Consider the following 12,428-nt stretch of genomic DNA (forward strand, 5'->3'; position numbering starts at 1 on the left):
CGCCGACTGGGATTCCCCAATCCACTTAATTAAAGCTTACTAAATTAAGGCAGAAAAGTCAATTTTTAAAAAGCAGCGATAGTAAGCTCCTTGATCTTGTTTGGTTTGCTCGTTTAGGTCATAACATGGTAAATGCGGGGTGCTCCTAAATAATGAGGATGTAAAAAATGACAATTCAATCAGTGGCATATAATAACAATCCTAATGATAAAACTATCCAATGGGCTTGCAATTATCTGACATCTCACGGATATGAATTAAAAACTAAGGTGCCTGAAATGGTCCAAGACGCCCCTTGGTCTTACGTGATTCGTTTTGCAACATCAGAAGGGCTCATTTATTTAAAACAAACGCCAGAGCAGTTGGCATTGGAAGCTCCCATTATTCAAATTTTGCATGACCAATTTCACGCGTCTGTGCCTATCGTTATTGCACATAATGCTGAATTAAATTGTTTTTTAATGAAAGATTCGGGCAAATCGTTGAGAAGTATTTTGAAGCAAAATTTCGATGAAGCACTGCTTTGCAAAGCAATTGATCAATTTACCTCTCTTCAAATAGAAGTTGCAGAGCATGCGGATGTGTTTTTTGATTTAGGTGTTCCTGATTGGCGATTGCATAAGTTCCCTAAGTTGTATCAGCAGTTACTTACACAAAAAGATGTATTGATTGCCGACGGATTGTCGGAAATGGAACTGGATGAATTGGAAAAACTAAGTCCAATAGTATTCGACTTGTGTGAAAAATTGTCTAGTTATTCCATCAAGCCAACTCTTGTTCAACCAGATTTTAATGATAACAATACACTTATCGATAATGTAGCTCAGAAAATCACCATCATCGATTTAGGTGAAATTTCCATTTCACATCCATTTTTTTCGCTACTTAATTGTTTGTATGTCATTAAAAAACATCATGCACTAACAGATGAAGATGTTAGATATTTGCGGATTAAGGATGCCTGCCTTAAAAATTATATGAATTTTGAATCTAAGAAACGCTTACTGGAAGCCCTTGAAGTTGCTCTTTTATTATTTCCCATTTATGGGGTTTTCGCTGGTTACCGAATGGTATTTGCCTGTGATCAATCAAAATTTACAGAGCCTTTTCAAAGGCATGCTCGACCTGGCTTATTATTGCGAGAATTTATCAATGAACACAAATGAACATGAAAAAGCATTACAATGGGCTGAGCATGTGCTGGCCTCCAACATAGTCGCTCACCAAATCGTTGTAGAAACGCCTTGGTCTGTCGTTTACAAAATAGAGACCACTCAATGTGTGGTGTACTTGAAGCAAGTTCCCAAGGCCTTGTTTCTTGAGCCAGATATACTGGCGTTTCTTCATCATCATGGTTGTAAAAATATTCCCGAACTCATTGCAATCGATCCGGAGCTACATTGCTTTTTGACGAAGTCTTGTGGCAATGTAGCATTACGTGATTTGTTCAAGCGAAAAGTGGACTTCCCTCTCTTGAAAATAGGGATTCATTCTTATACAACGATTCAACGCCAGTTAGAAAATAAAATGCAGCTCACATCAGCACTGGGTATTCCCGATTGGCGTCTGAATAAATTTACTTCACTTTATTCTGAACTTATAAGCCAAGATAAATTATTACTGGATGATGGTTTAGCAGAGGAAGAAATTAATCAATTGCATCTGTTGCATCCAACGTGCCAGCAATTGTGCGACATCTTATCCAATCATGATATTCCTGAAACGTTCAGTCACAGCGATTTTCAGGAAAATAATATGCTACTCGATGAGAAAACCGGAAGCATTAACATTATTGATTGGGGTGAAGCCGTTATTGCACATCCTTTTTTTTCATTAAATGGGTGCCTGTGGAACCTTACTTATTTTAATGAGCTGAAACCAACGGATTCAATGTATAGACAGATTCAATCAGAATGCATTGTACCTTGGTTGAATCTGTATGATGAGAAAACATTACTCGAACTTCTCAATATTGCCAATCAGTTGCTTGGCATTTATGCCGGATTAGAATATGAACGACTTTATGTTGCAACTCAAAACAATCCGACAAGAACAATACGACAAGAAAAACGTGGATCAATTGCTGGGTGTTTGAGATCGTTTTTGAATTATCAGAGATAAAATCAAAAATCGCCAATTATTTTTACATATTATTCAATAAAGAATTTCATGCCTTCATGTGTTGCAGTAAAGCCAAGTCGTTCATAAAATTGCTGAGCTCTCGGTCGTTTCTTATTAGTGGTTAATTGAATCATAGAAACATGGTTTGCTCTAGCCCATTCAAGCGCCGAGTTCATCATCCATTCACCAATTTTTTGACCTCGATAACGTGATGATACTCTAACAGCTTCGATTTGCATGCGAGTTGATCCGATAAATGTAAGAGATGGCATAATCGTCAAATGGCATGTAGCGATAATTTGTTGTTCTAGGTTTACTACCACCAGAAGGTATTGGTTTGAGTCAGCATCTATACGTTGGAATGCATTAATATAACGTTGATCAATTACATCGCTAGCTTTTTCTCGTGTTTGACCTAATTCATCCTCGATAAGTAAATTAATAATGGCTGGTAAGTCACTGAGAGTCGCTTTTCTGGCAGTTAATGTATGCATTTGTTCCACTCTTCACGATACTTATTGTTTAACCCACATAGGGGGATGATAGGTAAATTCAACTTTTATTCCATCTGGATCAAACACGCTAAATGAATGCGTGCCAATACCAAATGTTTTAGGCGGATGCGCTATATTGAATCCATGTTTTTTTAAATTATGAAATAATTGATCCACTCCTTGGATTGAGTCTAATGCAAATCCAATATGTTCTAAGCGTTGAGTTGCTTCAAATGTGGCGTGAAGTTTATGCAAGGAAATATTATCGCCGTTTCCAGTTAAATAAGCATAATCGTCAGTTTTAAGTTCCGTATGCATTCCAAGCAAATTATAAAATTGCTCGCAGTCATCAAGTTTATGAACAGCCAATGCCACATGTCGTAAACACGCATTTTTAGGTAGCATTTTTTAACTCCTTATTTTACTGGTGTACCTTGATGAAAAACCATGCGCCATTTACCGCCTGTCAATCGCCAAACTGAAGACCGCATAGCTTGCTTACTTTCAACAAGAGGTGTGTCTTTGATGCTGCTCACATAAGTCAGTAAAATAATGTTTTCAGATAGAGGATGGGCCTTAAATGAGGCCGATACGTTCAGATTGGTCATCGCTTGCAAGCCATCGTATTACTTCATCTTTATCGTAAATAACAGCACTGCTACCAATTTCTATAAACTCATTATCGATAAGCTCAGCAAGTGCATCTAGTGAATCAATTTTATCAAGTAGTTGCACTTCTTGTTTAATAATCTGATTAACAACTGCATCTTCCATTATTTTTACTCATACGGGTTCTTATCATTCCGTAATAATAACACGTCAATCTTTTCTTAAAAGTGACGTTAGTGATGAAAGTGACACTTCAAAAAACATTTTTATTTGATCAGAAGTTTTAGTATCAAATACCCGATTGATTAATCACTTGCAATAAATTTTCAGAAAAAAGAATAACATCTTGATCTGAGCGTAATTCAATCAATTTTACATTGGGGTAGTTAGTTTTTAATTGGCTTAAAATCGGTCTCATGCGCTTTTCATAACCCCACATATATTCCAGCAACGACCAGCGCACTGTTTCGTGGCACCCTGGCGCACGATCGTCAATTGCAGGGTGCTTATGAAACAATCGCTTAATTGTTCGGTAATAACACAGATATCTAGGGAAATTAAAATAGAGGCAAATATCTGCTCGGCTGTTACGTAACTCAAGAGACTTACTGGAATTACCGTCAATAATCCAAGATGATTGGCTTACAAAATATTGCTGCTGATTCAAAAAATCTTGATAATTGCGTTGCACCCAGTTTGCTTCAAAAAAATGCTTATCTAAGTGATACAGAGAGATATTTAGCATGGATTGTAGTTTTTAGACAAAGTTGATTTTCCACTTCCAGGACGTCCCATTATCATAATGCGTTGGGGAATTGAGTAATTCAACGCATTAAGAAAATTATCATCGTTTTCTAATTTCATCGATTACTCTGGTCAATACCATAGATGCCCATTGTTTTAAATGGCCTCTATTTTGCTCACAAGTGTAAGGTAGAAAACTCATGTGATGGCAAAAAGCATGAAACAACAAGAGATTGATTGTTTCATTATCTACATTACCATAAGCATTCAAAAATGTTTGAAATGCTTCTTCTGTAAAAATCATACCTACAGCTAAATCAATTCCAGGATGACCAATATGAGTATCTCCCCAATCAATTAATCCAGAAGGAGCCAATGTTGAAGGATTCATAACAACATGCCTACTATACAAATCTGCATGTAAGTAAGATTTTTTGTTTTCTTTGAACGTTAAATACGGTAGAGACGCTATAACTTCAAGCAGTATTTCCTTATCAAAACCTAATTCTAAGAAATAATGCTCATAGCTTTTAAGATTTTCCTTACAACGCAACAACCTATGATTAACATCATATCGCCAGCCTTGTTCACCTTTAATCAATGACGCATAGTATTTTGTGATAGGGATAGCGTGTAATTCAGAAAGCCATGATGCGAGTGTTATAGCAAAATTAGTATCGGCAATTAATGGCTGAGCCACATCTGAAACCGGTTTGCCTGAAATCATCGGATAACCTGCAAAGGGGTAGGGGTATAAATCTGACGGCTTTCCAATCCACTGTGGTGCTGAGAGTGGGAACGATACCTGGCTGGCAATATAAGGTAGCAAGGCTATTTCGTTTTCCATACAAGTTAATCCAAGCTCTCTTCTGGGAAATCGAAAAATATGAGCTTCATTGACCAGATAAACTAAATTATCCCAACCCTCATCCAATAAATGGATTGTTTTAACAATAAGGCGGTTTTGTGACTCAATAAGCTGTTTTGCTTTCTGCTCATTGATATTAATAGATTGATTCCAAGCATGGGTCATAACTACCTACCTTAATTGAGGACTGGCGATATTATACAGTAAAACTTCTCTGACGAATTGCATCCAGGAACGTTTGGAGGAACGTTTTTTTAAATAGGGCGGTAAATTTTTTAGGCTAAAACACGTAACTACTTGATTTAATTGGCTCCCCGGACAAGACTCGAACTTGTGACCTAATGATTAACAGTCATTTTTTGATCAGTATCAAGTTAAATCATCTTTTATCAAAAATTCAATATAATCCTTGATACATAAAGGTCTAGCTTATATTATCACATCCAACCAATAACATGTCGTACCAAGAAAGAACACTTTTAAGTGTACCCCAAGGTGTACCCAGTTTTAATATAAGGTGATTATGGGCATTTTCACAGATACATACATTAAAGGTCTTAAGCCTAAAGCAAATCGTTATGAAGAATATGAAGGTGGGGGCTTTGGTATTCGCGTCACCCCCAAGGGTGTGAAAAGTTGGATTTACCGTTATAAGATAGCTGACAAAACCGACAAAATTACCTTGGGACATTATCCCACCATGAGCTTGGCTAATGCTAAAAAAAGGTTCTTGGAGCTGAGTGGCTTACGTCAGGAGAAAATAAATCCCAAAGAGCGGCTCGAGCAGCAAAAAAAGGAGTTACAAAAAAGACAGAGCAATACTGTGGAAAAGCTGGCTGAGAAGTGGTTTAAAGAATACGTTACAACTCAAAGAAAACGCCCTACCGTTATAAGAAAGCAAATCGACCGAGATATTATCCCCTTGCTAGGCAAGCTAGAAATTGATGCGATTCAAACTTTAGATATTTCAGAGGCGTTAAGTAAGGTTGTAGCACGTGGAGCCCCTATTCATGCCAATCGCGTACTTAGCTCTTTAAAACAACTATTTAATTACGCCATGAGCCAAGGGCATATGAATCATAATCCTGCCGCTGTAATTCGACCTAAAAATATCGGTGGCCAAGAGCACCCCCGTGAGCGATACCTCTCCCTTGAAGAAATCAGAACCCTGTGGCTTTTTCTGGATAGCCCGCAAAATCAGATGTCACTCCAAACCAAAAGTGCTATTAAGCTTATTTTGCTTACTGGCGTTAGAACCGCTGAATTAAGGTTGGCGCAATGGGGTGAATTTAATTTTGAACAATCCTTGTGGACAATACCAGCCAAACACTCTAAAACAGGTATTGTTACCAAGATCCATTTAAGTTCACAGACCAAAGCTATTCTTCATGAGCTTAAAGAAAATAGTACCTCGCCTTTTGTGTTGTCTGGTGCGGATAAACAAACCCCTCTTACCGAAAATGCGCTCCCAAGAGCAATTAAGCGAATTCAAGAACGCGTCGGTGTCTCTGACTGGACAGCGCATGATTTACGACGAACATTTGCCACACAGCTTGGTGAATCCCTTCATGTTGATCCAGTCGTGATTGAAAAGTGTTTAGGCCACAAAATGCCAAAAATTATGGCAACCTACAATAAAAATGAAATGCTGCTTCAACGAAAAGAAGCATTAAACCTGTGGGCGCAATACATCGAAAATTTACTTAAAGACAACGTCGTGCCTCTTCAAATAAAAAGAGCATAATTTAAAGGAGTTATCATGGATAGTAATCCTGCAATTTTTGAACAGTATAAAATTCGTCGCTTGTATGATGAGGAAAATGAACAATGGTATTTTTCTGTTGTTGATATTATTCAGGTATTACTTGAGCAGCCGGATTTTCAAGCAGCTAGAAATTATTGGAAGGTCTTAAAAAGCCGTCTAAAGAAGGAAGGCAGTGAGTCGGTTACAAAATGTAACCGACTGAAATTGGAAGCCGCTGATGGTAAAAAATACCTAACAGATGTTGCTACCGCCGAGGTTATATTGCGTCTAGTTCAATCAGTACCAAGCCCTAAAGCTGAACCCATCAAGCTATGGCTTTCTAAAGTAGGCTATGAGCGAATGCAAGAAATGGTAGATCCATCCAAATCCATCGATAGAGCCAGGGAAACGTGGCAAAAACATGGTTATACTGAAAAATGGATACAGCAACGCATGATGGGACAGGAGACCCGCAATAAGCTCACGGACTATTGGAAAGAGCATGGCATTAATGAGCCAAAAGAGTTTGCTATTTTAACCAATATCATTCATCAAGAGTGGTCAGATATTAGCGTTAAAGATCACAAAAAAGCAAAGGGGCTCAAATCTCAAAATTTGCGCGATCATATGAGTGAAGCCGAGCTTATTTTTACGGCTTTGGCGGAACTATCCACCCGTCAAATAGCCGAAACCACTAACGCTACTGGCATGAAGGAAAACAAAAAGGCCAGTAAACAAGGTGGTGGCATTGCTAAGAAGGCTCGCAAAGAGTTAGAAGAGAAAACCGGACAAAAGGTTGTGACTTCAGATAATTTTCTTAAGCCGAAAAAGGCGTTAACAAAGGATGATAAAGATGACAAATAGCTGATTAAACAACTGCTCTAATCAAATAAAACTCGTATAATCACCTAGCCAAGCTATCCCGACGGGGAGAATGAAGGGCTACATCATCCCTTTGCTTGGCACACCTCCGTGATGATATTACTTTGATGGAGTAGTAATGACTATAATTAACGAATCCCAAGCTGATTATCACAAGAAAATAGGATCTTGCTTACAACAATGCGCACCTGATCAGCGCACAATGAATATTCCTGAAATAATAAAACTGAAGTCTCTTAGCATAAGAGATTTAGCATGGATGATCGCTATTTTAGAAAAACCCTATCAATATGTTGCAATTCCTTGGAGAGATCCATTGCTAAGAAAACGAGTTGATGTACTTCACAACTGCTTCTTAACAAAAATTGAAAGAGACGCAGCAGAGCATGCTGAAAAAGATGAGTTTAAATCTTTGCCTTATGACGTGAGGCTAACGGCGATCCACCAATTTATGGGTGTTACTTGGGAAATGGCACATGACTATAAAGGAAAAGCGATTACAACTTACATGATGAACTTTGATACAGAGCAGGATAGTTTTAATACAACACTCATAGGCGTGATTACAGCATCTGGTGCTAAAAAATCGGATACAGAGGAAAATTATATTCCAATTGGACTTCCAGCTACTTCCTCATCAATATCTAAGGAACAAAGAAAAATATGGGAAGCGATGCAATTACCAATGATGCCTTGGAATATTCAACACAACAAAGTAGTGAGAACCGAGCAGATAATGCAATTGCTGCGAGATATATGTGTTGAAAAACCCTTACGTATTGATCTTGATAAGTTAGTAAAGCTAGAGACAATCAATTCATATAACTTGGCATTTGTTATTGCAATATGTTTAAAGGGATATGAGACAAGAATTAAAGTAAATTTTTCAGATTTAACTATTGGCTCGGAAGTACTCAGTATTCACAGTGAAATGTGGAATATCTTGGATGAGGAAATACATCGCCCTGAAAATAAATTTAAATATACCGATGATGTAGATATGCGTAGGGATCAGACCTTTAAACTATTGTCTGTCAGTTTACTACCAGAGCAAGCCAGATTATGGATTGAAAAGAAATATCTTGATGCTACAGCTAGCCCACTACATCAGCGGGCGCAATTGCCGGAAGATTTACCGGAAAAATATACTGATACTGCTGTTAATGTCGCAGTGGTTCAAACCATATTGCCGAAGAAACTGCCCGATAAAAATAGTAAACTGAATAAGGATAAAAAACGAGCATTAGGATGGGAGTGCTTTCTAGGGCTAAAAGAAACCCTACAAGCTAATGGTTGCAAAATAATAAATAGTCTAACGGAAGTTGTGAAAAAAACGGAGGCTTCTCTAAGTTTTATTGATGAGTTCGACGAAGAGATACACATAACATACGACAGCTTTAGGCACACTTTTAAGATACTATTATCAGCATACCTTTATGATTTACCCATAGATAAAAAACGCTTTTAAAAATACTTTAAACGGCAAGAAGATTCATAACTTAATGGATTCCATTTGGAATCCATCACACAAAGGTTTTGAGCGCCATTATTCTACCTCTGTCCGATTTAAACGATCAAACGGAGGTAAACAATGGACAAACGATTTGATACAAATGAAGCCGCAGCCTATCTAGGCGTAAGGCCTAAAACCTTATGGGAGTGGCGTAATCGCACCCCAATCCCTCTACCTTGCTACCGAATCAGCAAACGCAGATTCATGTACCTGAAATCCGATCTGGATAACTACCTTGCCCAATGCCGGATTGATATCCCCTGTACTTTGGAGGCTAGCAATGACTGATTTGCAAGAGCCTCAAATTTATTACATGAAGGATGTCAAACAGCTAACAAGGCGCAGCCCTCTAACGCTAAGGCGGTGGTGGGAAAAAGGAAAATTTCCTAAACCAACTAAATTACATAGCTCTGTCTTAGCTTGGAACGCCGCGACCATTCATCGCTGGCTTGATGAAAATGTACCGGAGACAAATCATGACGAATGATACAAAAACAAAAGCCACAAAATGCCTACAAGCTTTATTAAATGGTGGTGTTCTTCATAGGAAGAAACTGGGTGACATGGGCATTGCTGATACCAATGACTCATTGCATTCATATGCGTCATACCTGCGTAATCAGCGATTTATACCTGTACAAAGCAGGAAGAACCCAGATGGAACATGTGATTACTTTATGTCGCGTAAAGAAATTGCTCGCTATAAAGATCCCATCCTTAGAGCGCAACAAAGAGATGAGATGCGTGCGGCGGTTGAACGTGAACGGCAGGAAAAACTGGTTGATGAATTTCTTCGCTTTTTAACTCGATTGGCTGAGTTTCCAGTTTTATGGAGTTTTTGGTGCGAATTGCCATTTAAGTTAGGTGAAGTTTCAACAGAGATTAACGCTCTGCTCGACCAAGAAGAAAGCGTTAATCAATGAAACCGGGATTTATAGGGGGTGAGCGCCCCCGTTTATTAAGGATTTAACATGAAGAATTTTATCTCAATTTTAGAAAATACTAAAGTCGCGTCAACGCAGGCAGGTATTGCTGTTACCGATCAATTTCAAAATATTGGTGGGAAGGAATTTCTGGAGCAGCTTAAACAATTACCTAATGGACATAAGGACGGCAGCCATTTTTTAAGAACAACACTGAATACAGAAAATGCTAAATGTATGCCACGCAATGACGCTAACACACATAGCTTGGCTAATTTGATAATACTTGATTGCGATAAACACATTGATGCGCAAGGTTGTGAATTTGAGGGTGCTCCAGATCCATTAGTCGTTCATAACACATTAAAAAGCATGGAAATAGGGCATGTCCTTTATGGTTCACACTCTCATTATGCGGGCGGGAAGGGAAATCGATACAGAATTATTCTTGCAACTGGAAAATCCTACAGCAGAGCGCAATTAGCACCTACCGTTGAACAATTGATTTTATTGCTAAATCAAAATATTAGCGGGCATTTATTAGCTTATGCCAAAGAAAATAATGTGTTTGCTCAGGGCTGGTATTATCCAAGAAAACCAATGGATTGTTATGCGCCACCTTTGTATTATGAGCATCTTGATGGTTTTCCTATTCAAGTTATTGAACCAAAAAACTTGCCGCCAACCAGCCATAATCAATTACGAAATCAGCAATGGACAGGAGGCCAAACTTCACCGATACAGGCTTTTAATGAGCAATACCGACTAACAGAGCTTTTGAGTCAATATGGCTATAAGCAAAAGCTTGTTACTAGCACACATGAAAAATGGCTATCGCCAGATTCTTCTTCTGGTATTGCTGGTATAACAGTTAGGGATAATAAGTTTTTTAGTCATCATAGCGATCAATTCAACAATGGCTATTGGCATGATGCTTTTGATTTAATGTGTATTAGGGAAGGGTTATCACAAAAAGATGCCCTTATTAAAGCTGCGCAAGTAACGACAGCACCCGATGGCAGAACAATAGATGAATACAATAAAACATCAGCAAAACAGAAATCGGTTAATATGCCACCTAGGCCATTACCAGAGGCAAGGCCATCTGTTTTACCATTCCAAGCTCAAATGCTCCCTGACGCTATTAGAGATTATATTTACGATGTGGCAAATCGCCAGCAAAGCTTGCCAGATTTTGTAGCAGTGGCAGCGATTGTTGGCCTGTCAGGGCTTTTAGGCAGGAAAGCATTGATATGTCCTAAACAACTTGATGACTGGGCTGTAACGCCTAATCAGTGGGGAGCAATAATCGGTCGTCCTTCTGCTATGAAGAGTCCAAGTATGAAAGAGGCTCTTCGCCCATTAAGGCAGTTTGATATTGATGCTGCTAAACAGTTTGAAGAGGATATGAAAGCCTATGAAGAAGAATGTCAATTAATCATATTGGAAAAAGCTGCGGCAAAAACCAAAGCGAAGACTGCATTAAAAAGAGATGATAGAGAGGCAGCCCGAGAAGCGTTGAAAATATCAGAAGACGTTATTTTGCCATTTCGTAAACGATTGGTGGTCAACGATGCCACAATAGAAAAATTAGGTGAATTATTAAAAGAAAATCCAAACGGTTTGATACTCGTTCGTGATGAACTGTCAGGCTGGCTAGCTAAATTAAATAAGGAAGAATATCAAACCGACCGTGCGTTTTACCTTGAGTGTTTTGATGGTAATGGGTACTACTCATATGACCGCATTGGTCGAGGCACAATTGTAATACAAAATTGTACTCTCTCAATTATTGGGGGAATTCAACCGAGTAAAATAGCAACGCTTGTTCGTGATGCGATGAGGGGAACGGCCGATGATGGCTTGATTCAACGTTTTCAACTAGCTGTATGGCCAGATGATATAGGTAGTTGGGAATGGATCGACCGCGCACCAAACCAACAGGCAAAGGCAAAATATAACGCCGTTTTTCAAACTCTATACAACCTCAATTTTAACTCTATTGATGGCGAACCGTGCCTTTTCCGATTTACCAATGAAGCACAACAATTATTCATTACTTGGATGAAAGAAATTCAAGATGCTGCTCGCAGTTCGGAAATTCATCCAGCCCTAGAAAGTCATATGCTTAAAATGCCACAGACCATAGCGGGATTGGCATTACTATTTGAAATCATTGATGGTGGCTATGATGCCGTTGGAATAAAAGCAACAGCTAGAGCATTAGAGTGGGCAGATTACTTACTCAGCCATGCTAAACGCCTCTACAGTTTAGCAATAAACCATAGCTTGGATGGCGCACGACTGATTCTTGAGCGTAAATCAAAGCTAGATGATCCTTTAACAGCGCGAACAATACAACGCAAAGGCTGGTCAGGACTTAACAGTATTGATGATGTGAATGATGCTTTAAATTGGCTCAGTGATTATGGGCATATTGTAGCTACGACGCTTAGCTCATCTGACACCAACGGAAGACCAAAAATTGTCTACCAGTGGATCTCTTCACAAAAATTGACGGAGAATTGAC

Annotated in this window: 15 protein-coding genes; 9 read left to right on the forward strand and 6 right to left on the reverse strand. The window is 38.6% G+C overall.

Annotated features, from left to right (window positions below; all coding sequences use genetic code 11):
- Nucleotides 1-167 precede the first annotated feature (167 nt).
- Complete coding sequence (locus tag Lnau_RS07545; RefSeq protein ID WP_058504510.1) at nt 168-1,166, forward strand: aminoglycoside phosphotransferase family protein; 999 nt, start codon at nt 168-170, stop codon at nt 1,164-1,166.
- Nucleotides 1,153-2,121 (forward strand): phosphotransferase, encoded by a 969-nt coding sequence (locus Lnau_RS07550; RefSeq protein WP_058504511.1) that lies wholly within the window; start codon nt 1,153-1,155, stop codon nt 2,119-2,121. The genes Lnau_RS07545 and Lnau_RS07550 overlap by 14 nt, the downstream gene beginning before the upstream one ends.
- A 29-nt stretch (nt 2,122-2,150) precedes the next feature.
- On the opposite strand, the gene Lnau_RS07555 is transcribed toward Lnau_RS07550, so the two are convergent.
- The 6 genes from Lnau_RS07555 to Lnau_RS07575 form a co-directional block, all read right to left on the reverse strand.
- Nucleotides 2,151-2,615 (reverse strand): GNAT family N-acetyltransferase, encoded by a 465-nt coding sequence (locus tag Lnau_RS07555; RefSeq protein WP_058504512.1) that lies wholly within the window; start codon nt 2,613-2,615, stop codon nt 2,151-2,153.
- A 21-nt stretch (nt 2,616-2,636) separates the two neighbouring features.
- Nucleotides 2,637-3,020: a VOC family protein gene (locus tag Lnau_RS07560; RefSeq protein WP_058504513.1), complete on the reverse strand. Its 384-nt coding sequence runs from the start codon at nt 3,018-3,020 to the stop codon at nt 2,637-2,639.
- A gap of 11 nt (nt 3,021-3,031) precedes the next feature.
- The gene (locus Lnau_RS16380; RefSeq protein WP_133134913.1) at nt 3,032-3,223 is read right to left on the reverse strand and encodes a hypothetical protein; all 192 of its coding nucleotides are present in this window, start codon (nt 3,221-3,223) and stop codon (nt 3,032-3,034) included.
- The gene (locus tag Lnau_RS07565; protein WP_058504514.1) at nt 3,192-3,389 is read right to left on the reverse strand and encodes a hypothetical protein; all 198 of its coding nucleotides are present in this window, start codon (nt 3,387-3,389) and stop codon (nt 3,192-3,194) included. The genes Lnau_RS16380 and Lnau_RS07565 overlap by 32 nt, the downstream gene beginning before the upstream one ends.
- A 124-nt stretch (nt 3,390-3,513) precedes the next feature.
- The gene (locus Lnau_RS07570) at nt 3,514-3,969 is read right to left on the reverse strand and encodes a P-loop NTPase family protein (RefSeq protein ID WP_238585930.1); all 456 of its coding nucleotides are present in this window, start codon (nt 3,967-3,969) and stop codon (nt 3,514-3,516) included.
- A 99-nt stretch (nt 3,970-4,068) separates the two neighbouring features.
- Complete coding sequence (locus tag Lnau_RS07575; protein ID WP_058504515.1) at nt 4,069-5,001, reverse strand: phosphotransferase; 933 nt, start codon at nt 4,999-5,001, stop codon at nt 4,069-4,071.
- A 358-nt stretch (nt 5,002-5,359) separates the two neighbouring features.
- Here Lnau_RS07575 and Lnau_RS07580 point away from each other — a divergent pair, with 358 nt between their 5' ends.
- The 7 genes from Lnau_RS07580 to Lnau_RS07610 all read left to right on the forward strand — a co-directional run bounded on the left by Lnau_RS07580 (nt 5,360) and on the right by Lnau_RS07610 (nt 12,427).
- Complete coding sequence (locus tag Lnau_RS07580; protein WP_058504516.1) at nt 5,360-6,580, forward strand: tyrosine-type recombinase/integrase; 1,221 nt, start codon at nt 5,360-5,362, stop codon at nt 6,578-6,580.
- A gap of 15 nt (nt 6,581-6,595) precedes the next feature.
- Nucleotides 6,596-7,444, forward strand: a complete 849-nt coding sequence (locus Lnau_RS07585; RefSeq protein WP_058504517.1) for a BRO family protein — start codon at nt 6,596-6,598, stop codon at nt 7,442-7,444.
- Nucleotides 7,445-7,580: 136 nt separating this feature from the next.
- On the forward strand, nt 7,581-8,930 hold the full coding sequence (locus Lnau_RS07590) for a hypothetical protein (RefSeq protein WP_058504518.1): 1,350 nt from the start codon (nt 7,581-7,583) through the stop codon (nt 8,928-8,930).
- 123 nt (nt 8,931-9,053) lie between these two features.
- On the forward strand, nt 9,054-9,263 hold the full coding sequence (locus tag Lnau_RS07595; protein ID WP_058504519.1) for a helix-turn-helix domain-containing protein: 210 nt from the start codon (nt 9,054-9,056) through the stop codon (nt 9,261-9,263).
- Nucleotides 9,256-9,462, forward strand: a complete 207-nt coding sequence (locus Lnau_RS07600; protein WP_058504520.1) for a helix-turn-helix transcriptional regulator — start codon at nt 9,256-9,258, stop codon at nt 9,460-9,462. Before Lnau_RS07595 ends, Lnau_RS07600 begins: the two co-directional genes overlap by 8 nt.
- Entirely contained in the window at nt 9,452-9,898 is a 447-nt protein-coding gene (locus Lnau_RS07605; RefSeq protein ID WP_058504521.1) for a hypothetical protein, read from the forward strand. Before Lnau_RS07600 ends, Lnau_RS07605 begins: the two co-directional genes overlap by 11 nt.
- Nucleotides 9,899-9,946: 48 nt before the next feature.
- Entirely contained in the window at nt 9,947-12,427 is a 2,481-nt protein-coding gene (locus tag Lnau_RS07610; protein ID WP_058504522.1) for a YfjI family protein, read from the forward strand.
- The last annotated feature ends 1 nt before the right edge of the window (nt 12,428 follow it).

Source organism: Legionella nautarum, from assembly GCF_001467895.1.
Lineage (GTDB): Bacteria > Pseudomonadota > Gammaproteobacteria > Legionellales > Legionellaceae > Tatlockia > Tatlockia nautarum.

Excerpts from the sequence above, each read along its gene's own strand:
- Lnau_RS07545 (WP_058504510.1), top strand. The coding sequence starts at position 168 with ATGACAATTCAATCAGTGGCATATAATAACAATCCTAATGATAAAACT.
- Lnau_RS07550 (WP_058504511.1), top strand. The coding sequence starts at position 1,153 with ATGAACACAAATGAACATGAAAAAGCATTACAATGGGCTGAGCATGTG.
- Lnau_RS07555 (WP_058504512.1), bottom strand. The coding sequence starts at position 2,615 with ATGCATACATTAACTGCCAGAAAAGCGACTCTCAGTGACTTACCAGCC.
- Lnau_RS07560 (WP_058504513.1), bottom strand. The coding sequence starts at position 3,020 with ATGCTACCTAAAAATGCGTGTTTACGACATGTGGCATTGGCTGTTCAT.
- Lnau_RS16380 (WP_133134913.1), bottom strand. The coding sequence starts at position 3,223 with ATGACCAATCTGAACGTATCGGCCTCATTTAAGGCCCATCCTCTATCT.
- Lnau_RS07565 (WP_058504514.1), bottom strand. The coding sequence starts at position 3,389 with ATGGAAGATGCAGTTGTTAATCAGATTATTAAACAAGAAGTGCAACTA.
- Lnau_RS07570 (WP_238585930.1), bottom strand. The coding sequence starts at position 3,969 with ATGCTAAATATCTCTCTGTATCACTTAGATAAGCATTTTTTTGAAGCA.
- Lnau_RS07575 (WP_058504515.1), bottom strand. The coding sequence starts at position 5,001 with ATGACCCATGCTTGGAATCAATCTATTAATATCAATGAGCAGAAAGCA.
- Lnau_RS07580 (WP_058504516.1), top strand. The coding sequence starts at position 5,360 with ATGGGCATTTTCACAGATACATACATTAAAGGTCTTAAGCCTAAAGCA.
- Lnau_RS07585 (WP_058504517.1), top strand. The coding sequence starts at position 6,596 with ATGGATAGTAATCCTGCAATTTTTGAACAGTATAAAATTCGTCGCTTG.
- Lnau_RS07590 (WP_058504518.1), top strand. The coding sequence starts at position 7,581 with ATGACTATAATTAACGAATCCCAAGCTGATTATCACAAGAAAATAGGA.
- Lnau_RS07595 (WP_058504519.1), top strand. The coding sequence starts at position 9,054 with ATGGACAAACGATTTGATACAAATGAAGCCGCAGCCTATCTAGGCGTA.
- Lnau_RS07600 (WP_058504520.1), top strand. The coding sequence starts at position 9,256 with ATGACTGATTTGCAAGAGCCTCAAATTTATTACATGAAGGATGTCAAA.
- Lnau_RS07605 (WP_058504521.1), top strand. The coding sequence starts at position 9,452 with ATGACGAATGATACAAAAACAAAAGCCACAAAATGCCTACAAGCTTTA.
- Lnau_RS07610 (WP_058504522.1), top strand. The coding sequence starts at position 9,947 with ATGAAGAATTTTATCTCAATTTTAGAAAATACTAAAGTCGCGTCAACG.